The sequence below is a fragment of the Caballeronia sp. KNU42 genome (assembly GCF_053760385.1).
The window spans coordinates 1,760,850-1,784,572 of record NZ_CM132389.1 but is presented as its reverse complement, the minus strand read 5'-3'; the positions used below and the strand labels follow the sequence as shown (position 1 = coordinate 1,784,572).

The window sequence follows — 23,723 nt, the reverse complement described above, 5'->3', positions numbered from 1 at the left end:
CGAAGTATCAATTTTTAATACTGTGGAGGGTATCCAATGCGCCCGTGAAACTCAATCCTTTGCTTTCGTTGCTTTGACATCGCAAGCTGCCTCCAGGCTCTCTAACGCGATTTTCGAACTACGCCAATTCCTGAAAGCCAATTGCTGAAGCGAAGGAGAACGCCACGTGCAAGGGTCGAGTGAATAAGCGCTGGGCGTGTTCTGGCAAATGGCCGGAGGTAGCGACCTTCTTACCTGGAATGAGACGAAATGTTGAAAGAGCGGAAAAAGCTGGTGGGAGCATTGGTCGCTTTGTACCTTGCGTCGCTTCCCTTTACCGGGTTTTGCTATGGCCGCAACACTTGCTGGGCGGGAGGGGGAATACTGCTGCTCGGCTTTGCAGGCTTGATTGATGGCGTACAAGTAAGCTGGTTTGCAAATCTGTTGATTATCCTGGCGTGGGGCTCGTTGCTTCAGCGAAGCAAGTCATCCGATCGGATTGCCTTCGGGTACTGCATTGGCGCCTTAATCGTCGGCAACGCCTTTCTTTTTCAGGGGGTTGATACGTCTGAGGCAGGACTACGCCTAGAACGGGTTTCATCACTTGGTATCGGATATTGGTTGTGGATGGGCAGCATCACTTTGTCATTCACGCTCGCTGCTCACGGCGTTTTCGGAGATTCAGCATTGTCGTCCTCAGAAGAGCGAAATTGCGGCGCGCTGCGACGTGACGGCTAGCGACGAATTACGTTCTGTGCCGATGGCCACCCCGGATCGATCGTCAACGAACGATGCACTCACCACGAACCGACGATACAAGTTGGCTGCCCGACGCTTAGTGGACCGGTTTTCGGATTTGGCGAAAACGGACGCTCAACATATGCGAATTTTTTTGGGGATGCCGTGCACCGTCGCCGGCCTGTATCAAGACCTACGTACCCGGCCAAAAATCCATGAAACATGTGTCAGGTGTTGGTTTCCTCGGGCTTGCGTTGATTTACATGGTGTCTATCGACGTGCACTGCACCGCGGGCGATGCGTATTTTTGGGGCAATCTCGCGGTATGGTGGATGCCCCAGGTTTTCGCATTATGCGTCGCGCTTCTGTTCAAGCCGCCGCTTGGGTTGCTTGGTGGCGTAGCCGTTGCCTATGGAACATTCGCTCTCCTCACGCATGTCTGGGGCAATGCAATGATGGGCTGGGCTGGTTACTGGATGTGCATGCTTGGGGCCTGTACCGGCGTCGTTGTCGCTGCGATCAGGGCAATGATCCGCACTACACCGCGCGCCGAAATCGCCGCAATAGATGGCTTCTGCTTTGTCACCGCGGGGGTTGCGATCAATGCGGGGATCCTTGGCCTTTTGTTTTTATTAATTTAGCCGCATTGGAGGCATAGGCCCCTCTCCGTCTGCATGCTGGCAACGTAATTGTCAGCGATCCAAGCTCGCGTGCCGACCGGCCGTTTGTGGCCCACCTCTGCTTACCATTACAACAGTCGCGCCTCCAACTGACCACCCCCGGCTCATATAGCTTCCGCCACGCGAACGATCAACAGTGCCGCTGGAATCAGCATCGCCTGCGCCAAAACAGTGCCTGCGACGCGAGCGCCGATCAACGTCGTAATGGCCCGGCGGAACCGATTCTCCGTGACTCGACCTTCTATGATGTCATCGGTCATGACCGATATTTGCGGATCGATGATGACCGTCAGGACAATGGTCGCGAACCCGTTGATCACCGAGGACAGATTCGCGCAGGTCACGCGTAGCTCGGGTTTTAGATAACCGGCGTACAACGAAGCAAAGACACCCACGGTCCAGAGCGCCATGGCGAAAACATTCAAGGCAATGACCTTCCAGGACACACCGGCGCCCGTCGCCAATTGGGTGACATTAGCCCGCGACGGAAGACGAGCGCCCCCGCGAATATAAGAAATGCCCCCTCGGCTAAAGGCGTGCAACGCGAGGCGAGGAAGGGATCGATGTATCTGAAAGTGAATCACCGCGCGGCTGAAGTAGCGCTGAAACGTGGGAATGAGGAGCGCCCCTATCACCGTGGCCAAGGTTGCCGCGAGGAGGAAAAGCCGGAAATCGGCAAGCATGCCCTGCTGAACGTGGTGAGCCAGGTTTTCTTCAACGCGCTTTGCGAGGAACGGGCCTTGAAAGGAATTTGCCGTGCGCGAAACGAGCGCGATGATACCGAAAAGCGCAAACGATACGGCGATCCGTCGAGTGCGGACGCCCGCGATCCGAACCGCGTATGCCAGCGTCGCGATCACGTGAATAACAAACGTGAGCGCGCAAATTATCAACAGTTGAGTGTCCATGGTTCATGGCAGTAGTCGCGGCCGGAGCAGTCTACACGCGATAGCGTCTCAGACGATCGCACGGTTCAACGCGCCGGCAATCCCCCGCTTCCAGCCCACGCGTCGCGGCTGTAGTCGGCATTTCGATCGGAATACCGCCGCACTTGTTACTCCCAAGGTTCGATTTCCGGTGCCAAACTAACTCACAGCCAATAACGAATAACGAGCAATGAGCAGCGAATGGAGTCGCGCTTCACAGTCAAGAGGCGCGGGAACTTGTCCTAACCAGGAGATTGCAAAAGCCATGACATCATCATCCGAGAACGGACGGGAAGACGGGCAGCCTGCCATGCACACACCACCGGTCGTGTCGTCGCAGGCGTGGGAGGAGGCCCACGAGCATTTGCTCGTGAAGGAAAAGGCCCACACCCGCGCCCGTGACGCGCTAGCCGCCGAGCGTCGACGCATGCCGTGGATGGCTGTAGAGAAGGCGTATTCGTTCGAGGGGCCTGCGGGCAAAGCCAGTCTGCCCGACCTGTTCGACGGCCGGCGCCAGCTGATTGTCTACCGTGCCTTCTTCGAGCCGGGCGTGTTCGGCTGGCCCGAGCACGCCTGCCGGGGCTGCTCCATGGTGGCCGATCAGGTCGCTCACCTCGCCCACCTGAACGCCCGTGACACTACCCTCGTCTTCCTCTCGCGTGCGCCTCAGGCGGACATCGCGCGGCTGAAGGCGCAGATGGGCTGGGAGATCCCGTGGTTCACCCTCACGGACAGCTTCGACGCCGACTTCGGCGTGGACGAGTGGCACGGCACGAATGTGTTTTATCGCGACGCAGCCAGCGACCGCGTGTTCCGCACCTACTTCATCAACAACCGCGGCGACGAGCAGATGGGGGGCACCTGGAACTATCTCGACATCACGCCGCTGGGTCGGCAGGAGGCCTGGGAGGACTCGCCCGAGGGATACCCTCAGACCCCGACCTACAAGTGGTGGAACTGGCACGACAGCTACGTCGCAGACGCAGCGCCCGACAAGAAGTGGGTCGAGGTGTCGGACGCCGGGGAGGCGGCGTTCCGGAACCAGGACGCGATCACGAAGCCATGAACCACGGATGTTCCGTTCGATCCGAAGCGCGGCGACGCTCAGTCTGAGAACCATGAGAAGCCATTAGCGGCCGTAGAGCGAAGGTCCGCTTCTTCACGCAGAGTCGACACGATCACGCACAGCGCCAGTCTGCCCCGTCTGCCCCGTCTGCCCCTGTTGCTCGCCGAACTGCAGGGCAGCAAGCTGCGCATAGAGCGGCGAGCTCAGCAGAAGCTCGGCGTGACGGCCTTGCGCAACAATGCGGCCGTGTTCCATTACGACAATGCGGTCCGCTTGCTGCACCGTAGCCAGGCGATGCGCAATGACAAGCGTAGTGCGGTTCTGCGCGGCATTGTCCAGCGCCTTTTGCACAAGCCGCTCGCTTGCTGCATCGAGCGCGCTGGTGGCTTCGTCCAGCAGCAGGATAGGCGGATTCTTCAGGATCGCGCGGGCGATCGCAATGCGCTGCCGCTGTCCGCCGGACAGCCGCACACCGCGCTCGCCCAGGAACGTGTCGTAACCTTGCGGCAGCTCTTCGATAAAGCCCGCCGCTGCAGCCATGTCCGCAGCTCGCTGCACCTGCGCGAGCGTGGCTTCGGGCGCGCCATAGCGGATGTTGTCGAGCACGCTGCCGGAGAAGATCACCGATTCCTGCAGCACTACCCCGATCTCCCTGCGCAACTCGACAAGCGGCACCTGCCGCGTGGGCACGCTGTTGATCAGGATGACGCCGGCCTGCGGATCATAAAAACGCAGCAGCAGCTGGAACAAGGTGGTCTTGCCGGCCCCGGACGGTCCGACCAACGCGACATGTTCACCCGAGCGAACATCGAGTGAAAGGTTGGAAAGCGCTGCGACACCCGGGCGGGACGGATACGAGAAGCTGACGTTATCGAAGCGGATGCCCTCACCGCGCGTGGGCAACGGCACGGTCGTTTCAGCCTCCACCACCGGCGAGCGCGCCGACAGCAATTGCAGCAACCGCTCGGTGGCGCCGGCGGCCCGCTGCAGGTCGCCCCACACCTCGGCGACCGCTCCCACAGCGCCCGCCGTGAACACCGCATAGAGGATGAACTGGGACAACTGGCCGGCAGTCATTCGCCCGGCCAGCACCGCCTGCGCCCCAAGCCAGAGCACGAACACGATGGCAGTGAACACCAGCACGATGACCACGGCGGTCAACCACGCGCGCGCCCGGATGCGCGTGAGCGCGGTTTCAAAAGCCAGCTCTACCGCGCCGCCGAAACGCCGCGCCTCAAAGGGCTCCTGCGTGTATGACTGCACGGTCGGCATGGCATTGAGCACTTCGCCCGCCACCGCGCTCGCGTTCGCTACCTTGTCCTGGCTCGCGCGCGAAAGGCGCCGCACGCGCCGCCCAAAGATCACGATCGGCGCGACCACCACTACCAGCGTAGCGATAATGTAAGCCGATAGCACCGGACTGGTCACCGCCAGCATCGCCACGCCGCCAGTAAGCAGGAAGAAGTTGCGCAATCCCAACGACAGGCTGGTGCCGACCACCGTCTGGATCAGCGTGGTGTCGGCGGTGAGCCGCGACAGCACCTCTCCGGTCTGCGTAGTCTCGAAGAACTGCGGGCTCATCTCCAGCACGTGGTCGTAGACCGCACGCCGCAGGTCAGCGGTGACCCGCTCGCCCAGCCAGGATACGAGGTAGAAGCGCAGCGCGGTGGCGCCGGCCAGTATCAGCGAAACGAAGAAGAGTGCGAGGAAATAACGATCGATGTGTGCCCGGTCGCCGCTGGCGAAACCACGATCGATGAGGTATTTGAACGCCACCGGCAACGCAAGCGTAGCCCCCGCCGATGTCACGAGCGCCAGGAACGCAAGCGCCCACCGCCCGGCATAGGGGCGCAGGAAGGGAAACAGCGCAAACAGGGGGCCTATGGCCCGCGAAGGCGAAGGCGGCGAAGACGATGACGGCGGGACAGCCGGGACAGCATCAGGCATCGAGATTCCAGGTGGATCGAAGGTCCCCTCGATTGTGCCAGTGCTGCAGATTCGAAGACGGACTACATCAAAGCGCGGCACCGATTCTTGCGTGCTTCGGCATTCGTATGCAATGTTCCAGACCGTGCGCCGGGGGATACGCTGCTTGCCGCGACGGCACATCCGTATCAACATCAACTCAATTCATTCAGAACGCGCCACTCTCATGACAGACAATCCCGATCCCGACAAACTGAAGGGTCCTGGCGGCCTGACCTTACGCCAGATCCATGAACAGGTTCAGAAGAGCGTCGAGCGCGACCGCAACGAGCATGCAACACGTAGCGCCGTCGCCCCGCCGAAGAGCCGATGGCAACGCTGGGTGCGCTACGTATGGGGCCGCAGCGGCCGTCGCTAGACCGGGTTTATGCCCGACGGGACCACATCGAGTCCGCGCCAGGCACAATCATCTGTCCAAAGATCAGCGCATGCCGCCGCTCGCGACAACGTGTTCGCCCGTCATCCAGCGTGAGTCGTCCGAGGCAAGAAACACCGCGATCGACGCGATGTCATCCGGCTGACCCAGCCGGCCGAGCGGAGTCTGGGCTAAGGCCCACGCGTCAAGATCGGACCCGATTATCCCCGCGCTCTGGGTACCCTCGGTCACCACGACGCCGGGATTAATCGAGTTCACGCGGATTTTCCGGGGGCCCAGTTCGCGCGCCAGCACGCCGGTAATCGCATCGACTGCGCCTTTCGTGCCGCTGTAGACGGCACTTGCCGGCGGCGTAATGCTGCTGACGACCGAACTGACATTGATGATGCTGCCGCCCTCGCCCAGATGACCCACGGCCGCCTGCGTGGTAAGCAGCACGCCTAGTACGTTGATGTTGAACTGTTTGTGGAAGTGTTCTTCGGTGATCTCTTCGATCGGCGAGAATTCGTAGACCCCGGAGTTGTTGACCAGGATGTCGAGCCGTCCGAACGTTTCGATGGCCGCATCGACAATGCCTTTCGCGTCCGCTGCCTTCGACACATCGCCGCCGACGGCAACCGCCCGGCCATCGGCCGCTGTAATTGCTGCGACTACCGCATCGGCGCCCGCCTTGCTGCTCGCATAGTTGACGACTACCGAAGCGCCTTCTGCCGCGAGCGCCTTGGCGATTGCGGCTCCAATACCCTTGGACGCGCCTGTGACGACGGCCACCTTACCTGTGAGCTTGCTCATGATCGTTTCCTTGAAGAGATTGGCTACCGTGGACAATGACTGGCTGTTTCTGCGGCCAATCGATTTGCGTTGGTGCAATGTAGACATCTCCTCGGCCGCGATAAAGCACCGCAAAACGAATTGACTGGAAGGATTTGACGAACAATTGAAGGCCAGTGGATTTTGACCGGGAGTTCCGTAGCGCCCTTGACGGGCAACTTGACAGACAAAAAGCCGTTGGAACGATCGCGAATGAAATCGACATAGTCCGGCTCGCCGTTATCGATCATCAGTCAATCCTCGGGTGAAAACAACGAGGAATAATCGACTGGAGGTTCGCGCCGCCTGCGTTGCCGCCAAGGGCTTACGAGTAGCGCGAATTCGGCGCAGACTGGCAGTCCTGCCTGGACTAGCCGGTTCCCGCCGATAAACCAGCAGAGTTCAAGTACAACGCAAGTCAACCTGCTTGTCGGGAGAACGCAAAAATGAACCTTGCTCTGCTGATGAAACGTGGATTGATCCGTCCTGCAATGGCGCTCCTCTCCTGCTGCGCGGCCACGTGGCCGGCGATGACGTCCGCGCAAACCATACAGCCTGAAACTTTGTATGCGGTCGGGATGAAACAGCTCGAATATGTGGATACAGCACAGGGTAACCGGCACCTGGCGCTCACTCTGTTTTACCCAGCTATCCTTAGCAAAACCGACGTGCCGGCACGCATGGTTTTCTTCACCAACCTCCATCTCTACAAGAACGCGCGGGTCGTCTCGGACAATATAAAACGTCCGCTCATCATGTTCTCGCACGGTCATGGCAGCAACGGACTCTATTACGCCTGGTTTGCCGAGTTCATGGCGGCGCGCGGATATATCGTGGCTACGCTCTATCACTACCGCGCGAACACTTACGACGCAACGATCATGTACACGAGGAGCAAGCTCTGGCAACGCCCTGTCGACATCAGCAAGGACATCACGTTCCTCCTGAACGATAAAGCCTGGGGACCGCATATCGATCCGGATCGGATTGGCGTGGCTGGCCATTCACAGGGAGGCTTCACCGCACTCTGGATCGGCGGCGCAAAGGTGAACCCGGACAAGTACCTCGCCTACCAACGCGCCTGGAAGAACAACGAGCTGGTGCCGGCGTCACTGCGCAAGGAGCTGCCGCTCGATGCCAAACCGGCGCTCAACGTATCCGACAGCCGCGTGAAGGCCGTGTTCGCGATGGCGCCGGGTGACTTGCCGGGTTTCGGAATGGACGAGGAAGGGGTGGCCCAACTGAAGCTGCCCGCTTACATCATTGTTGGCGCGAGGGACACGCAGGCGCCGCCGAAAGAGAATGCCGAATTCGCGGCCAAGTACGCGCCCCATGCGCAACTGGATGTGATGCCTGGCTTGGTCGATCATGAAATCTTCGCCAACGAATGCGATCAGGACGGAAGGGACACGTGGCCGGAAGCGTGTATCGATGCCCCGGGCGTGGACCGGACCAGCCTGCACGGATACATCGGCAATGCCGCGCTAAAGTTCTTCGATACCAACCTGAACGTCCAGCGAGGCCCGCAGGATTAGCCGGTCTATGACATGTTCCCCGCAGGCCACCGCATCCTATCCCGTGACCTCGCTGCGGGGTGACCGGAAAATCCGGACCGGCACGGACTTATATGAAGGCGTGCCGCTTTCTTCGTCGATGTATTCGAGCGGGACCAGCACGTTCGCTTCGGGGTAGTACGCACCAATTGCACCTCGGGCGATCTTGTATGCGATCACGGTGAACCCCGAAAGCCGGAACGTACGGTCGTAGGCCAGCGCCGTTTCCACGTCGACCAGATCGCCATGCTCCAGATTGTGCAGGGCCATGTCGTCTTCGTTCATGAAAATGACGTCACGACGCCCGAACACACCGCGATAGCGGTCGTCCAGACCGTAGATCGTCGTGTTGTATTGATCGTGGCTGCGCAGCGTCGTGAGCGTAAGGATGTCGCCGGACATGTGCTCCGGCCCTTCGTTCAGCCCGGCAAACGGTATGAATTCCGCCTTGCCGGACACTGTCGGCCACACGCGCTCCGTTGGCGGCAGCGGGAGCCGGAATCCGCCAGGCTGACGGATACGCTCGTTGAACGCCGCAAAATCAGGGAATACCGATTCGATCCCGTCCCGAATCAGGTCGTAATCGTCGATCAACTTCAGCCACGGTACCGTGCTGCTCGTCAGCGTCGCTTGCGCGATACCGGCGACGATCGCAGGCTCGGAGCGCAGGTGCTCGGACGCAGGCGGAAGCTTGCCCCGTGACGCGTGAACCATCGACATCGAATCCTCGACCGTCACCGACTGCACGCCGCCGGATTGCTCGTCCAGTTCGGTGCGGCCCAGGCACGGCAGCACGATCGACTCCTTGCCGACCAGAAGATGGTTGCGGTTCAGTTTCGTATTGATGTGTACCGCCAGATCGAGTTTGCGCATTGCCGCAAACGAGGCGCCGGAATCCGGAAGCGCCACCGAAAAATTGCCGCCCAGACACATCAGCACTTTCGATTTTCCATCCGCCATAGCTCGAATCGCACGCACGGCGTCGTGGCCATGCGCCTTCGGGGGCACGAATCCGTAAGTGCGCTCCATGCGCTCGAGCATGTCCTTGGACGGTTTCTCCGTGATGCCAACCGTTCGATTACCCTGAACATTCGAATGGCCACGCAGAGGGCAGATCCCTGCGCCCGGTTTCCCGAAGTTGCCGCGCAAGAAGAGCAGATTGGCAATCTGCTGGACGTTCGACGTGCCCTTGTTGTGCTGGGTAATGCCCATGCCGTAGGTGACAATGGTCGCGTTCGACTTGATGTATGCCTTCGCGACCGCCTCCAGCGCATCGCGTGGCAGGCCGCTCATTGCCTCGATACCCTCCCACTCCGTCGCCTTGATATCCGCGACGACTGCATCGTAGCCATTTGTATGCTTGTTGATAAATTCGTGATCGATGACCGACCCGTCTGCTCCGGCGGCGTCGTCGAGGGCGATGATGGCTTTCTGAATGCCCTTCAACGCGGCGGCGTCGCCGCCCACCCTGACCTGATAGTACGAAGACGCAATGTCGGTCGAGCCGAACGTCACCATCTCCATCGCGCTCTGGGGATCGGCGAATCTCTCTAGCGCCCGTTCCCGCAACGGATTGAACACGATGATCGGCACGCCGCGGCGAGCGATTTCGTGCAGCGTTCCCATCATTCGCGGATGGTTTGTGCCGGGATTGTGTCCCATCGCGATGAGCAATTCGCAGTGCTCGAAATCGTCGAGCGACACCGTTCCTTTCCCGATTCCGATCGACTGAGGCAAGCCGACGCTGGTCGCCTCGTGGCACATGTTCGAACAGTCGGGAAAATTGTTCGTACCGAATTCGCGCGCAAAAAGTTGATAGAGAAACGCGGCTTCGTTCGATGCCCGGCCCGATGTGTAGAACTCAGCCATGTCGGGATCCGGCAGCGAACGCAACACCTGCCCAATTCGTGAGAACGCCGCCTCCCACGTGATCGGGGCATAGGTATCCGTGGCATGGTCATATGCCATCGGGTGAGTCAGGCGCCCCTCGTCTTCCAGCTGGTGATCGGACCAGCCGAGCAGCGACGTCACCGTGTGCGCCGCAAAAAATTCGGGCGTCACTCGCTTTTTGGTGGCTTCCCATGTCACGGCTTTCGCACCGTTTTCGCAGAACTGGAAGGTCGATCTGTGCTCTTTGTCCGGCCATGCGCAGCCGGGGCAATCGAAACCATCGGGCTGGTTCGTGCGCAGCAAAGTCAGTGGCGCGACAGTGGCGTCCATTTGCTGCCTGACCGCTTTCGCCGTGGCGTTCAACGCGCCCCATCCACCTGCAGGACTGTCGTATCGCTTGATGCCAGCAACTTCCCGACGCTCAGCCATTTCCGATCTCCCGTGTCGATCCACCATTTAAGGTCGCTCGAAAGCAGCATACGCGAAAAATAAGTGCGATGAATGTTGATCCGCGCTGACCGTCAAGCGATTGTCAGGCTCATGATGTATCGGGGAACAGGGCATGTCACAGCTGACGGTGCGTCGAATTTAACCAACGCACCGTTCGCCTCTCAGGTCTTCAACCGGCTGTATTCCCTCAGCCAAATCCTCTTGTTATCCTCTTCAGTCAGCCAAGCCAGCCTTTGATGGTGTCGGCCATCACGCTGGTCGAGATGCCATACCGGTCATGCAAGGTCGGCAGCGCGCCGGCCGCAAGAAACTCATCGGGCAATGCGATCTGACGATACATCGGCGTAACGCCAGCCGTGAGCAACGTGGTCGCGACCGCTTCGCCAAGACCGCCGATCACCGAATGATTCTCGGCGACCACGACCATGCGGCCCGTGCGCCGCGCTTCGCGCAGGATGGTCTCGGTGTCGAGTGGCTTGATGGTCGGCACGTGCAGCACGCCAACGCCAACGTTATCCGCTTGCAGCGCCTTCGCGACCTCCAGCGCGCGCATGGTCATGATGCCCGACGAGATGATCAGCACCTCGGCGCCGTCGCGCAGCAGTTTGGCCTTGCCAAGCTCGAACTGGTAGTCGTATTCGTCGAGCACGGCCGGAACATTGCCGCGCAGCAGGCGCGCATAGACCGGGCCGTTATGCGCGGCGATCGCAGGCACCATCTGTTCGGTATCGAGCGCGTCGCATGGATCGATGACCGTCATGTTCGGCATGGCGCGCATGAGCGCAAGATCTTCTGCCGCCTGGTGGCTGGGGCCATAGCCGGTAGTTAAGCCCGGCAGTGCGCAGATGATCTTCACATCGAGGTTGTCTTCGGCGATGGCCTGGTGCATGAAGTCATATGCACGACGGGTCGCGAACACGGCGTATGTAGTCACGAACGGCTGGGCACCTTCATGCGCGAGACCCGCTGCCGCGCCCATCAGCAGTTGCTCGGCCATGCCCATCTGATAGTAGCGCTCGGGGAATTCCTTTCCGAAGATGTGCAGGTCGGTGTATTTGCCAAGGTCCGCAGTCATGCCGATCACGTTGTTCTTTTCGCGAGCCAGCTGCGCCAGCGCATGACCGAACGGCGCGGAGCGCGTGACTTGTCCTTCGCTCGCGATAGAGGCGATCATTGCCGAGGTCTTCAGACGCGGCTTGGTCGTGGTGGTGGTCGTATTGCTCATGCTTGCCTCCCGGCTTCGAGTGCCGCAAGCGCCAGTTGCCACTCGTGGGCATCGACGCGGATGAAATGGTTCTTTTCCCGTTCTTCGAGGAACGGCACACCGCAGCCCATGCGCGTATCGCATACGATGATTCGCGGCTGCGCCAACGGATGACTGCGTGCGGCATCGAAGGCTGCTTTCACGGCATCGATGTCGTTGCCGTCCACGCGCTGCGTGAACCAGCCAAATGCTTCAAGCTTTTCGACGAGCGGCTCGAACGCCATGATCTGCGTCGAGGGACCGTCGGCTTGCTGGTTGTTGACGTCGACCATGGCGATCAGGTTGTCGAGCTTCCAGTGAGCCGCCGACATCAGGCCTTCCCAGATCGCGCCTTCATCGAGTTCGCCGTCGGAGAAGAGCGTGTAGACGAAGGCGTCCGAGCCCTTGCGCTTCAGTCCAAGGCAGCGGCCGACCGCGATCGTGAGTCCGTGGCCGAGCGAGCCGCCGGACATCTCCATGCCGGGCGTGTAGCTCGCCATACCGGACATCGGCAAGCGGCTGTCGTCGCTGCCATAGGTCTCCAGTTCTTCCGGTGGCAGGAAACCGGCTTCGAACAGCGCCGCGTAGAGCGCTATCGCATAGTGGCCGTTGGACAGGAGGAAGCGATCGCGGCCTTCCCATTCGGGGTTATCGGGTTGGTAGCGCATCGCGCCGAAGTAGGCAACCGCGAGTACATCGGCGATGTCGAGTGCCTGGCCGATGTAGCCCTGCCCCTGCACTTCGCCCATCAGCAAGGCGTTTCTGCGAATCCGATAGGCGCGCTCGGCGAGCGTCACCGCATCTGATGAAGGACCGTTCATGGTGTCTCCTTGATTTAAAAAGTGAGTCTTTGCAGCGGACGGTGTCAGCGATTGACACTCTTGGCTGGCACGAGGAAAACAAGCCCGGCGCCAATGACGATAGCGACGGAGATAAAGATGAGCCCCGCCGTCGACTTGCCGGTCAGGTCGTTCAACCAGCCGACAATGGCCGGCGAGAAGAAGCCCGCAAGATTGGCGAAACAGTTCACCGCCGCGATACCAGCCGCAGCCGACATGCCCCCAAGGAGCGCAGTCGGCAGTGACCAGAACTGCGACGATGAAGCGAGAATGCCGGCGGCGGCCACACTGACGCACACCAGCGACGCGCCGACTCCACCCAGCATCGGAAGCGTGGCGAAGCCTGCCGCCGATACGAGCATCGGGATCGCAAGATGCAGGCGCCGCTCACGATGGCGGTCGGCACTTGCGCCCACCAGCGGCAACGCAATGATCGCGCAGAGGTACGGGATGGCCGTGAAGATACCTACCCACAGCGGGTCCGCGACGCCCGACTTGCGGATGATCGTCGGCAGCCAGAACGTCAGGCCGTATTGACCGAGCACCACGCAGAAGTAGATGGCAGCCATCAACCACAGGCGACGGTCGCCGATGAAAGACCGGACGGATACATGAGCGATCTTGTGGGCGTTGTCGTTCGCCACGTTGCGCGCAAGGAGCGCCTTCTCTTCTGCGGTGAGCCACTTGGCGGCCGCAATGCCGTTGTCGAGGTAGAGCAGGATGGCGATGCCAAGGAGCAACGAAGGCAGCGCTTCGAGCATGAACAGCCACTTCCACCCGGCTAGTCCATTTACACCCTGGAATGCATGCAGGATGTAGCCGGACAACGGACCGCCGACAATACCCGCAAGCGGAATCGCCATGAAGAACAGGGACAGTGCCTTTGCGCGCCGCGCCGCAGGAAACCAGTAAGTCAGATACAGGATGACGCCTGGCGCGAACCCTGCCTCCGCCACACCCAGTAGAAAGCGGAGAATATAGAACGTCGTAGGCGACTTGACGAAGACGAAGCTGGCAGAAATAACCGCCCACGTCAGCATGATGCGAGCGAGCCAGTTTCGTGCGCCCACTTTATGCAACATGAGATTGCTCGGTATCTCGAAGAGGAAATAGCCGAGAAAGAAAATGCCGGCGCCGAAGCCATACACAGTTTCGCTGAATCGCAGGTCATTGAGCATTTGCAGTTTCGCAAAGCCCACGTTGACGCGGTCGAGATAAGCGCCCAGATAGCACAGCATCAGGAACGGTATTAATCGCCGTCCGACTTTCGCATACGTGTTTGATTCAAAGCTCGCCGAGTTGACGAACGACGCAAGCTCGCCCGTCACTGACGGCGCAGTGGACTTCGCTTTCATGGGTTGTCTCCTGTCGGCCGGAGTCAGCGTTTTTAGCGCTATTTGCGGCCCTATCGCCCCGGGGTTTTCCGCCGGGTGCATTGACTCATCTGCCGCGATCGCGGCGGATGTCCGTCTTAGTGAATCAACATGCCGCCGTTGACGTCGAGCGTGATGCCGGTGAGGTACGCCGACAGATCGCACGAGAGGAACAGGCATGCGTTCGCGACGTCGGCTGCATCGCCAAGCCGGCCGAGCGGAATGCCCTTGATGATGTCGGCGCGCATCTCGGTCGTGAGCTTGTCACCGGTGATATCGGTTTGAATCAACCCCGGCGTGATCGAGTTGACGCGGATGTTGTCGGCGCCGAGTTCACGAGCCATCGCACGAGCGAGACCGAGCACGCCGGCTTTGGCGGCGCTGTAGTGAGGACCGCCGAAGATGCCGCCGCCGCGTTGCGCGGACACCGACGACATGCAGACAATGCTGCCGCTCTTTTGCTCCCTCATCTGCGGGATGACCGCTTGCGACATGTAGAGCGTACCGCGCAGATTCACGTCGATGACCGCATCGAAATTGGCCGCTTGAATGTCCATTGTCTTCAACGGCTGGGTAATGCCCGCGTTGTTGATCAAGCCATCGACACGCCCGTATTTTTCGATGACCGCCTTGGCTGCGGCGAAGCATGCATCCTTGTCGGTCACGTCGCAGGCGAGACCAAGGTGTTCTTCGCCGAGGTCACGCGCGGCGCTCTCGGCGTCCTCCTTGCGAAGGTCCAGGATCACCACTCGCGCGCCCTGTGCCGCAAGTGATTTTGCGGTCGCACGGCCGATGCCACGCGGCGAAGCTGCGCCGGTTACGATGACTACTTTGCTGTCGAGCAACATGTTTGTCTCCATTGATCGTGTTAGTTGGTAGACGCAGTGTCAGCGCTTCAACCATCTCGATCAATGCAGTCCGGCTCAGCTATTGCTGAAAAATTTTCAGGTGTCGGAATTCAGCTGTCTGGCATGACGCCGGACGGCGGCTCGCCCTAGCGCTGCGCCGCGCCACGGCTGATCTCATGCTCGACCCAGGCCAGGAATTTAGCCACGCGCGGCAAATCCGCGTTCTGGGTTGGGTAAACCATATGATGCGCATCGACCTCCGCCGCAAAGCTGCGATCGAAAACAGGTACGAGTGAGCCTTTGCCGAGATGGACGGATGCGAGCATCGTGCTTTCGAGCGCAATGCCGTGTCCCAAAGCGGCGGCCTCAAGGGACATGTATGAGCGATCGAAGGAAAAGTCGAATGCCTGCCGGGACCCGGCGACGCCGAACTTGCCGAACCATTGCTTCCACTGCACAAGTGGAGTCTCCGAGAAAATCAGGCGCCGCTCGAGCAGGTCGTCGGGGGTATGCACCGGAAATTTTCTCAGGTATTCCGGCGATGCCAGAGGCGCGATGAATTCATTGCGAAGCGTTTTAATCTCCCCATCGGTCCAATGCGCGTAGCCATGCCGTACATCGAGGTCATAGTAGCCAGAGGTGAACGACACATCCTCGTACGAGCACGCCAGATTCAACTGAATGTCGCCATTTGCTTCCTGGAACGACGCCAGCCGTGGCAGGAGCCACATCAGCCCGAAGCTTGGACTTGAGTGGATGCGAAGAATCTCGACGCCCGTCTGGCTCGATGCGCGCTCCGTCGCGCGGCTCAGGTCGGCGAGCGATCCGGTGACCTCCGCCAGATATTGCTGACCGGTGGGCGTCATGACGAGCCCGCGGCCAAGCCTCGTGAACAAGGGCCTTCCGACCACGGATTCGAGGTTGGAGATCTGATGGCTGACCGCCGAGGGTGTCAACCCTAGTTCATCAGCCGCCCGATTGACGCTTTTTGTCCGGGCGACACTCTCGAATGCGATGATCGCTTTTAGTGGTGGAATGCGCATTGTTCCTGGACGCTGTGATTGCGAACCGTGTTGCCTGTATCGCTTTCCGGTGCACGACTTCGTTATGGGCTGCTCGATATTTGTACCACTAAAGCTGAGCTTCAATCGCCGCCTTGTCTATCACCGACCATACGTGTTCGATCTTTCCCTCCTGAAACTGATAGAACACATTCTCGGTAAAGGAAACTTTCTTGCCGTTGACCGGCAGGCCAAGGAATTTTCCCTTCGGTGTACACACGAAGTCTAGCCGGCTGGCAACGCAAGGAGGGTCGGAAATCAGCAGATGAATGTTGAAATAGAGGTCTGGAATTTCACTGAAGTCCCTCTCCAGCATTGCGCGATAACCTGATAAGCCGATCCGCTGATCGTTGTAGTACACGTCGTCGTGAACGAACTGTCCCAACTGCTGCCAGTCCTGCTTGTTCAGGCAAGCAATGTAGCCTCGATAGACATTGGAGAGGTCGATCTTGTTCATGGCAATTGTCCTGTCCTTTTAGCTGAAATGCGCCACCAGCCGTTCACATCGTCATGCTAAGACGCCCTATAGCGCAACGCTTCGATTAACACAGCCAGCGCTCGTGAGGACTGGCGACGGCTCGGGTAATACAGGTGATAGCCCGGAAAGACCGGGCACCAGTCCTTGAGAACCGGCTTGAGCCGACCATCGGCAACATAGGGTTGCGAGAGCTCTTCCGGAATGTACGCAAGGCCGCCGCCGGCAAGCGCAGCATTGAGCATCTGGTTCGTTCCGTTGAAAATCCACTGACCGTCCACGCGCACCTTCACTTCGTGCCCTGCCTTTTTAAACTCCCAGGCGTACAGACCACCATAGGTTGGCAGCCGCAGATTGATGCAATTATGTCCTGTCAGGTCATGAGGCGTTTTCGGCCGCTTTCGTTTTGCAAAGTAGGCAGGCGCACCGACGACCGCCATGCGCATGTCGGGTGCAATGCGCACAGCGATCATGTCCTTCGCCACCTGATCGCCGAGACGAACGCCAACGTCATACCGTTGCGCGACAATATCCGTCAACCCGAAGTCAACGATGATCTCGACCTCGATATCCGGATAGTCGAGCAGCAGTTCAACCAGTTTTGGCTGAAGTATGGTTGCCGCAGCATGTTCGTCCGTCGTGATGCGAATGGTGCCCGCGGGTTTATCCCGAAGTTCGCTCAACGCAGCCAGTTCCTCATCGATCTCGTCAAACCGCGGCCCCACGGTCGCAAGCAGTCGCTCGCCCGCAGGCGTGGGCGAGACGCTGCGCGTCGTCCGTGTCAGGAGCCGCAGCCCTAACCTCGACTCGAGACCACGGATGGTATGGCTCAGCGCCGATTGCGATACGCCAAGCCTGGCCGCCGCCCTAGTAAAGCTCTGCTCGCGCGCCACGGCGACGAAAGCCAGCAAGTCGTTGAGGTTTTCGCGGGCCATTCATGAATCTCGCTCATATGAGTTTGCCGATTCTACAGTCTAGTCGGGTGCTCACGGAGCCGGTAAATTTAGCGCCACCGACGCAATGCCGATCCCGGCGAGCGCCGCCTCAACCGATAGACCTGCACGTGACATAGATGAATTTTCCTCAACAGCCCGTGCAAGTCTGGCCGGATTGTTGAGTCTCACACAACAGCCTAAGCTTCGTGCCTATCGCGTCGTGTCTATCGAACGGCGGCTCGCGGCATTCTGAAAGGAGAAACACCATGCAAAAACGCAAACTGGGAAACAGCGGTCTTGAAGTGTCGGCAATCGGTCTTGGATGCATGGGCTTGAGCTTCGGCTATGGGCCGGCCGCTGAAAAGTCGGATGGCATCAAACTGATCCGGGCGGCCTTCGAGCACGGTGTCACATTCTTCGATACCGCCGAATGCTACGGCCCGTTCATCAACGAGGAACTGGTCGGCGAGGCACTCGCGCCATTTCGCGATCAGGTCGTGATCGCCACCAAATTCGGCTTCCAGGACGGCGACTCGAAGAACCCGCTCGACAGCCGCCCTGAACGCATCCGTGCCGTCGCCGAGGCCTCGCTGAAGCGTCTGAAGACCGATCGTATCGACCTGTTCTATCAGCATCGCGTCGATCCGAACGTGCCGGTTGAAGATGTAGCAGGCACTGTCAAGGACCTGATCCTGGAAGGCAAGGTCAAGCACTTCGGCATGTCAGAGGCGAGCGCACAGTCGATCCGTCGCGCTCATACCGTGCAGCCGGTAGCGGCATTACAGAGCGAGTATTCGCTGTGGTGGCGCGAGCCGGAAACCACCGTGCTGCCGACACTCGAGGAACTAGGCATTGGCTTTGTGCCGTTCAGCCCGCTCGGCAAGGGCTTCCTGACTGGCGCTATCGACCAGAACACCACGTTCGACAAGACGGACTTCCGCAATGTCGTGCCGCGTTTCTCCGAGGAAAACCGCAAGGCCAACGCCGGACTGGTCGATGTGCTCGGCCGGATTGCCGACGGCCGTGGCGCGACGCGGGCGCAGATCGCGATTGCGTGGCTTCTCGCGCAGAAGCCGTGGATAGCGCCTATCCCGGGCACGACCAAACTGCACCGGCTGGAAGAGAACGTCGGCGCGGCCGCTGTCGAACTGTCGGCTGGTGATTTGGCCGCGATTGAAGCAGCGCTGCAGCAGATCACCGTGGTGGGCGATCGTTACCCGGCGCATCTGCAAAAACGCGTCGATCGCTGATTCAAGCTTCGCTGCAATCCGCCCGGCGCACGAAGGCAGACTTCGTGACGCCAGCGGATCGTCGTGCTCTCGGAACAAGACTTCGAAGCATGTCGCCGGATGATCAACCCATTGCCCGATGGGCTCTTCGCCAGTGGCTTGCGTCATCGCGCCGATGAGCATCGGCGGTCTGCTGTGCGCGTGGCTTTTTGTACCGGATGCCGCAGCCACAATAAACCAGGTTCGGAAGGACGCGAGAAGCCATCCACAGACTCGCCTTCCCGTGGAGACCATCTCCGTTGGACGTTCTGTTCACCGCTGCGCACTCAGGTGTTGTCCCGGTTACGAAGCGCCGGTTTGTGATGTGACAATCGATCGGTGACTCAGCATCCCATGGGTGCCGTTGCGCTGCCCATCAATCGCCGGCTCAACCGAAATGGAACAGAACATGCATCGCCACATCTATCTTGCGGCTATTCCCGCTGCCTTTGTTGCCGGTCTGTTTGTGTCTCACCTGAGCACGCCCGCTCAAGCCCAGATGCCAAATGGCAAGCTCACAGCGCAAATCATAGACCTGATGGCGCTGACCGATGCCGATCTTGGCGCACAGGTTCCGAACATGGGGACCTTGCGTTCGAAGGGCCTGGTAGTGACACCTAACGGAACCGTTGCGGTGCAGACAGGCAACGTGCCGAAGCATACGCATATGGGCTCCGACGAAATCCAGTATGTGATCTCGGGAAGTGGCACTTTCTGGCTGGGAGACGAGCAGCGCCAGATTCACCCCGGGGACCTGATCATTATCCCCAAGGGAACGGCACATGCCGGGTCCGAGCCAACCAGTGGGGAGTTCAAGGTTCTATCGATCAAATTGCCGCCGCAAGCTTCGGGCGACATGCAAATGGTGCCGTGAGACGCGAGGCAGATCCGGGACCTTGGCTGCGGTACTAAAAACGGACACGCTTGCTTCGCGGTGAAGCTCACCGCGACCCTTTTCATTGAGCTTGCGGAGTGTGCCGCCATTGATCTGTCCGCGTCGAGCAGAAGTCGACCGTGTATAGATGGCAGCTTCCAAACCGGAACTGCCAGGGGGCTCAACTCAGGCGATGGCCTTCTGCTCCCCGACAGCCTGCTCGCGCATGCGACGGGCTTCGTCGCGCAGGAACTGCTGGTAATCGTCCAGATCGCCGTCGAAGGGCTCGACGCCACCCTTGGTGACGAGCCAGAACTCGTCGCATACCGCGCGCAGCAGGGACCGGTCGTGACTGACCAGCAAGACTGTGCCTTCGAATTCGTTGAGCGCCATGCCTAGCGCTTCGCGTGTGGACAGGTCGAGGTGGTTGGTAGGCTCGTCGAGCAGCAGCAGGTTGGGACGCTGCCACACGATCATGCACAACACGAGCCGCGCTTTTTCGCCGCCGCTCATCGTGCCGACCTTCTGATGGACCATGTCACCACTGAAGTTGAAGGTGCCGAGGAAGGTGCGAAGCGATTGTTCGGTGCCACTCTGGCCGGGCGCTCGCATGTTCGGCGGCGTGTTCTTGGCGAGGCGGATCATGTGTTCCATCGGCGTGTCGAGAGGGCGCAGCACGTCGAGTTCCTGCTGTGCGAAGTAGCCGATGTTCAGGCCTTTGCCTTCGCTGATTTCGCCGGCAATCGGCGCCAGCTCGTGCGCCACCGTCTTCACCAGAGTGGACTTGCCCTGGCCGTTGGCGCCGAGAATGCCGATGCGCTGCCCGGCCAGCACGGATCGGCTGATGCCCCGCACGATGACCGTCGGCGGCGTGCCCGGCGGTGCGTCGGCCGGCGCCGGGTAGCCGAAGCTCGCGTCCAGCATCGACAGCAGCGGGTTCGGGACGTTGAGCGGCTCCTTGAACTCGAAGTTGAACTCTGCGTCGGCAAGCACGGGGGCGATCTTCTCCATGCGTTCGAGCGCCTTGACCCGGCTCTGCGCCTGCTTCGCCTTCGAGGCCGTGGCCTTGAAACGGTCGATGAATTTCTGCAAGTGGGCGATCTTGTCCGCCTGCTTGGCCATCGAGGCCTGCTGCAACAGCAGTTGCTCAGCGCGCATCTCTTCGAACTTGCTGTAGTTGCCGCCGTAACGCACAAGCTTGGCGTTGTCGACGTGAACCGTCACCTGCGTCACTCCGTCGAGGAATTCGCGATCGTGGCTGATCACTACCATAGTTCCCTGATAGCGCTTGAGCCACGCTTCCAGCCAGACCAGTGCGTCGAGGTCGAGGTGATTGGTCGGTTCGTCGAGTAACAGCAAGTCGGACGGGCACATGAGCGCGCGCGCCAGCTGCAGCCGCATGCGCCAGCCGCCGGAGAAACTGTTGACCGGCTGGTCAAGCTGCGCATCACTGAAGCCAAGGCCCAGGATCAGCGCCTGGGCGCGTGCGGGGGCATCATGTGCACCAGCGTCGTGCAGGGCCATGTAGGCGTGCGCCATGCGCATGCCGTCGTCGCTGGCCTCAGCGGCGGCTACTTCGGCCTGCGCGGCCAGCAGTCCGGTGTCACCGTCGACGACGAAGTCGGTCGCGCTCTGCTCGGTCTCCGGCATATCCTGCGCGACCTGGCCCATTTTCCATGCGGCGGGAATCGAGAACTCGCCGCTGTCTTCGTGCAGCGTGCCGTTGAGAAGGCCGAAGAAGGATGACTTGCCGGCGCCATTGCGGCCGACAAGGCCAATCTTTTCGCCGGGGGTGAAGGTGACGGATGCGTTGTCGAGTACGACATTGACGCCACGGCGCAGCGTGACATTACGGACGGAAATCATAAGGAGCTACTTCGAAGAGGATTCGCATGATAGCCGACCGGAGGGGCTGGGCTGCCTCTTTTCTGGGCGCAAGGGTGAAGAACTGATTGCGCTTTGAGCGACCAGCGGCGGCAAAGCGAGGCGGGTATTGGCGCGACGGGCGTTTCGGCTGCGGGGCCAGAACAAGATGGTGATTGACGGGTGCTGGGCCCCGTCTGCCGCTGATTAAGCGGAGTCGGCCGTTGTTCATCGGCCTTGGTGTCGGGCCGAAGTCGACCCATTAGAGACGACCGCCTTTCCAGGCAGCGGACGTTCGAATCGTGGAGGTGCACGCGTGCGACTCGGGCCGAACTGTGGACTATCAAACTTGATGCTCAGACGTTTTCCTGCCGACCCAACGCGAAAAATGATAAAGAAAGTGTGTTGTCGGCCGTTAATACAATCATGTATGAAATGCGTTCCAAGGACGAAAGACCGGAACGTACACGGAAGAATGGCCCGAATACCGGAGCGGCATGACAGTCAAATATAGAATGCCTTGGATGATAACAAAGACAAGAGCAAGATTTGTCGGCTTTGGGACAAGTGTCTTATTGGCATTAGCTACCTTAATTATTTTATATTTCTTCAACCGTTCTTCGTCAGTAGCGCTCAAGGCTCTGATGACGGTTGCAATAGTTTACGCGATAGCGTTTGTTATTCAAATAATAAGGCTGATCCGCTTGAACAAGCGCGATCCGTGACGAATGGACGCTACATTGTCAGCAAGTCAGATGATTATTTCGAATGGTTTAAAATGACCGCATCTAGCCTCAACACGGTCGGTGCATTTCGACGTTGATCCATCGAATTAATTCATAGGCCCGGCTCTATTCACACGCAAAATGCGCCGTTAAGCGGTGAATTCGAGGATCGGTTATCGCAATGTTGGACTGACTGACGCTATGCACGATCTATTGTCGCATGCTTAGATAACGGCGACGGACCTTACAATAAATAGCACTGACGGCAGTTAGAAGCATAGATGCCAACCAGAGCCAGTACCCAAATCCGACCGAAATAACAGGTCGGAAGATCGCGCCTCCTTCCGACTCACTTATCCCCTGAATCCAAAAAATATTGCCTACGACCGTAGCCAAGAAAACTAAGCGTAGAGCGAAGATGTCGTTCCCTGCGAAGAGGAAGAACCAAGCAAGCCACAAAAGCGGGTTTGCGAGCCAATCGAACTCTGCTTGGAAAAACCCTAACATTCCAAACCCAAGTACCCCTAATGCCTCCTCGCAAATAGCTGGGCCGGAGTGGGTAGAGAAGCAATAGGCTTGCTGGCTTATAGAGAGAGCATAGATGATCGCTGAGAACATGATTAGCGTGAGCCTGGTTTTTTTCATTACGATTTGCTCTCCATATTTCATCTGCGCATCGTGGTCGAACAATACTCAACGGCCTCGCCATTGTGAAGTCGGAACACGCCTTCTAATTCGAACGTGATTCCAAGTATATCGGGCCAGACGAGCGAAAATCGCCTGTGGGCATTTTCCGTGCTCACGACCTGAGCGGCCGACTGCGGCCAGCGAAAGTCGACCCGGCGCAGCCCGTCACAGCTTTCGGAAACGGACCTTTGAATGCCAATCGTTGACTAGGCAATGCCCGCAGAATACTTACGGCGAAGCCGTCTGGCCAGAAGTCGTCAGGTGACACCCTCGTCGACCGAAGGAGTTCCAGACTTCGAAGGGCGCGGATACATCAGCGCCTCCACAGGGGTCATTGGAACAGTTCCGTCACCAGAAAGAAATGATTCCCGTACGAGCGCGCTGAAAATGTCGCAGCCTCTTGTCCTGGCTTGGTAGGGCGGTCAAGCGGCTTATCGGTTTCATCGTAGACAAGGTTATAAAAGATATTTGCAGTGGCCGCGCCACCGGTGTCCCCCCAGGACCATTCATGGTACCGAGGCGAAGGCCCTGGCAACTGGCGAGCCAGACTCATGTAATAAGCTTGCGTGACTTGAAATCGAATCCAGTCGGTATTTATCTGGTAGTGGATCGACGCTGCAAGAAGCCCAACTGTAAATACGGGCGCTACGATGACAGAAACCAGCCTTTCCCACCTGCGAGCCCAGATGTTCGCGATAAGTCCGATTAGAGATGTTGTTATGGCTATCAACGCAGGGATTGCCACCAACGGAATCACCAAAATCCACAGCCTGAAAACCCGGTCAAGCTCGTCGCTGATATAGAAGCTCGTGACGAACGCAAACCAAACGAAGAAGTGAACACCAGAAAACCAGGCTCTAATTCGAGGCGAACCTTGCAGACTTTCAGAATTCGACATGTTCAGGAAGTTTTTTTGTAATTGAGCATGGAACACACAGCGATTGTCGCGAATTCAACCGTCTATGTCGAATGATCGATTGTGGCCGGTTTGTGTCTGTCAGCTACCGTCGATCATTCTTGGCCGCCGTTGACGTGCGGCGCCTCCGCGAAAACATCACAACGATCCAGACTATGGATA

At 59.2% G+C, this 23,723-nt stretch carries 22 protein-coding genes; 8 read left to right on the top strand and 14 right to left on the bottom strand.

Annotated elements, in window-relative coordinates; genetic code table 11:
• Window positions 1–249: 249 nt before the first annotated feature.
• Together ACSOSP_RS27130 and ACSOSP_RS27125 are read left to right on the top strand one after the other, a co-directional pair.
• Window positions 250–717, top strand: a complete 468-nt coding sequence (locus tag ACSOSP_RS27130) for a hypothetical protein (protein ID WP_455311508.1) — start codon at window positions 250–252, stop codon at window positions 715–717.
• Window positions 718–941: 224 nt separating this feature from the next.
• A complete protein-coding gene (locus ACSOSP_RS27125; protein WP_455311507.1) occupies window positions 942–1,358 on the top strand; it encodes a hypothetical protein in 417 nt (138 codons plus the stop codon).
• Window positions 1,359–1,501: 143 nt separating this feature from the next.
• Here the strand turns inward: ACSOSP_RS27125 and ACSOSP_RS27120 are convergent, their stop codons facing one another.
• Complete coding sequence (locus tag ACSOSP_RS27120; protein ID WP_455311506.1) at window positions 1,502–2,305, bottom strand: lipid II flippase Amj family protein; 804 nt, start codon at window positions 2,303–2,305, stop codon at window positions 1,502–1,504.
• Window positions 2,306–2,588: 283 nt separating this feature from the next.
• Between ACSOSP_RS27120 and ACSOSP_RS27115 the strand changes: the two genes are divergently transcribed.
• Window positions 2,589–3,389 (top strand): DUF899 domain-containing protein, encoded by an 801-nt coding sequence (locus tag ACSOSP_RS27115; RefSeq protein ID WP_455311505.1) that lies wholly within the window; start codon window positions 2,589–2,591, stop codon window positions 3,387–3,389.
• A gap of 93 nt (window positions 3,390–3,482) precedes the next feature.
• On the opposite strand, the gene ACSOSP_RS27110 is transcribed toward ACSOSP_RS27115, so the two are convergent.
• Complete coding sequence (locus tag ACSOSP_RS27110; protein WP_455311504.1) at window positions 3,483–5,336, bottom strand: ABC transporter transmembrane domain-containing protein; 1,854 nt, start codon at window positions 5,334–5,336, stop codon at window positions 3,483–3,485.
• A 205-nt stretch (window positions 5,337–5,541) separates the two neighbouring features.
• On the opposite strand from ACSOSP_RS27110, the gene ACSOSP_RS27105 reads away from it, so the two are divergent.
• The gene (locus tag ACSOSP_RS27105) at window positions 5,542–5,733 is read left to right on the top strand and encodes a hypothetical protein (protein WP_455311503.1); all 192 of its coding nucleotides are present in this window, start codon (window positions 5,542–5,544) and stop codon (window positions 5,731–5,733) included.
• Window positions 5,734–5,796: 63 nt separating this feature from the next.
• Here the strand turns inward: ACSOSP_RS27105 and ACSOSP_RS27100 are convergent, their stop codons facing one another.
• Window positions 5,797–6,543, bottom strand: coding sequence for a glucose 1-dehydrogenase (locus tag ACSOSP_RS27100; RefSeq protein WP_455311501.1), 747 nt, complete (start codon window positions 6,541–6,543; stop codon window positions 5,797–5,799).
• Window positions 6,544–7,007: 464 nt separating this feature from the next.
• Between ACSOSP_RS27100 and ACSOSP_RS27095 the strand changes: the two genes are divergently transcribed.
• Window positions 7,008–8,096 (top strand): alpha/beta hydrolase family protein, encoded by a 1,089-nt coding sequence (locus ACSOSP_RS27095; RefSeq protein WP_455311500.1) that lies wholly within the window; start codon window positions 7,008–7,010, stop codon window positions 8,094–8,096.
• Between the two features lie 36 nt (window positions 8,097–8,132).
• Here ACSOSP_RS27095 and ACSOSP_RS27090 read toward each other — a convergent pair whose 3' ends face one another.
• From ACSOSP_RS27090 to ACSOSP_RS27055, 8 genes are all read right to left on the bottom strand, one after another.
• Window positions 8,133–10,433, bottom strand: coding sequence for an FdhF/YdeP family oxidoreductase (locus tag ACSOSP_RS27090; protein WP_455311499.1), 2,301 nt, complete (start codon window positions 10,431–10,433; stop codon window positions 8,133–8,135).
• Window positions 10,434–10,671: 238 nt separating this feature from the next.
• Complete coding sequence (locus ACSOSP_RS27085; RefSeq protein ID WP_455311498.1) at window positions 10,672–11,679, bottom strand: transketolase family protein; 1,008 nt, start codon at window positions 11,677–11,679, stop codon at window positions 10,672–10,674.
• Window positions 11,676–12,518 (bottom strand): transketolase, encoded by an 843-nt coding sequence (locus ACSOSP_RS27080; RefSeq protein ID WP_455311497.1) that lies wholly within the window; start codon window positions 12,516–12,518, stop codon window positions 11,676–11,678. Before ACSOSP_RS27080 ends, ACSOSP_RS27085 begins: the two co-directional genes overlap by 4 nt.
• A gap of 44 nt (window positions 12,519–12,562) precedes the next feature.
• A complete protein-coding gene (locus ACSOSP_RS27075) occupies window positions 12,563–13,891 on the bottom strand; it encodes an MFS transporter (protein WP_455311495.1) in 1,329 nt (442 codons plus the stop codon).
• 116 nt (window positions 13,892–14,007) lie between these two features.
• Window positions 14,008–14,757 (bottom strand): SDR family NAD(P)-dependent oxidoreductase, encoded by a 750-nt coding sequence (locus ACSOSP_RS27070; RefSeq protein WP_455311494.1) that lies wholly within the window; start codon window positions 14,755–14,757, stop codon window positions 14,008–14,010.
• 146 nt (window positions 14,758–14,903) lie between these two features.
• The gene (locus ACSOSP_RS27065; RefSeq protein ID WP_455311493.1) at window positions 14,904–15,800 is read right to left on the bottom strand and encodes a LysR substrate-binding domain-containing protein; all 897 of its coding nucleotides are present in this window, start codon (window positions 15,798–15,800) and stop codon (window positions 14,904–14,906) included.
• 88 nt (window positions 15,801–15,888) lie between these two features.
• On the bottom strand, window positions 15,889–16,275 hold the full coding sequence (locus ACSOSP_RS27060; RefSeq protein WP_455311491.1) for an ester cyclase: 387 nt from the start codon (window positions 16,273–16,275) through the stop codon (window positions 15,889–15,891).
• 56 nt (window positions 16,276–16,331) lie between these two features.
• Complete coding sequence (locus ACSOSP_RS27055) at window positions 16,332–17,228, bottom strand: LysR family transcriptional regulator (protein WP_455311490.1); 897 nt, start codon at window positions 17,226–17,228, stop codon at window positions 16,332–16,334.
• Window positions 17,229–17,494: 266 nt separating this feature from the next.
• On the opposite strand from ACSOSP_RS27055, the gene ACSOSP_RS27050 reads away from it, so the two are divergent.
• Both ACSOSP_RS27050 and ACSOSP_RS27045 read left to right on the top strand, forming a co-directional pair.
• A complete protein-coding gene (locus ACSOSP_RS27050; protein WP_455311488.1) occupies window positions 17,495–18,478 on the top strand; it encodes an aldo/keto reductase in 984 nt (327 codons plus the stop codon).
• A gap of 427 nt (window positions 18,479–18,905) precedes the next feature.
• The gene (locus tag ACSOSP_RS27045; RefSeq protein WP_455311487.1) at window positions 18,906–19,370 is read left to right on the top strand and encodes a cupin domain-containing protein; all 465 of its coding nucleotides are present in this window, start codon (window positions 18,906–18,908) and stop codon (window positions 19,368–19,370) included.
• 186 nt (window positions 19,371–19,556) lie between these two features.
• Here the strand turns inward: ACSOSP_RS27045 and ACSOSP_RS27040 are convergent, their stop codons facing one another.
• Entirely contained in the window at window positions 19,557–21,236 is a 1,680-nt protein-coding gene (locus ACSOSP_RS27040; RefSeq protein ID WP_455311485.1) for an ABC-F family ATP-binding cassette domain-containing protein, read from the bottom strand.
• 494 nt (window positions 21,237–21,730) lie between these two features.
• On the opposite strand from ACSOSP_RS27040, the gene ACSOSP_RS27035 reads away from it, so the two are divergent.
• Complete coding sequence (locus tag ACSOSP_RS27035) at window positions 21,731–21,958, top strand: hypothetical protein (protein WP_455311484.1); 228 nt, start codon at window positions 21,731–21,733, stop codon at window positions 21,956–21,958.
• Window positions 21,959–22,168: 210 nt separating this feature from the next.
• Here the strand turns inward: ACSOSP_RS27035 and ACSOSP_RS27030 are convergent, their stop codons facing one another.
• Together ACSOSP_RS27030 and ACSOSP_RS27025 are read right to left on the bottom strand one after the other, a co-directional pair.
• Window positions 22,169–22,627: a hypothetical protein gene (locus ACSOSP_RS27030; protein WP_455311482.1), complete on the bottom strand. Its 459-nt coding sequence runs from the start codon at window positions 22,625–22,627 to the stop codon at window positions 22,169–22,171.
• A gap of 349 nt (window positions 22,628–22,976) precedes the next feature.
• Complete coding sequence (locus ACSOSP_RS27025; protein ID WP_455311481.1) at window positions 22,977–23,579, bottom strand: hypothetical protein; 603 nt, start codon at window positions 23,577–23,579, stop codon at window positions 22,977–22,979.
• Between the last annotated feature and the right edge of the window lie 144 nt (window positions 23,580–23,723).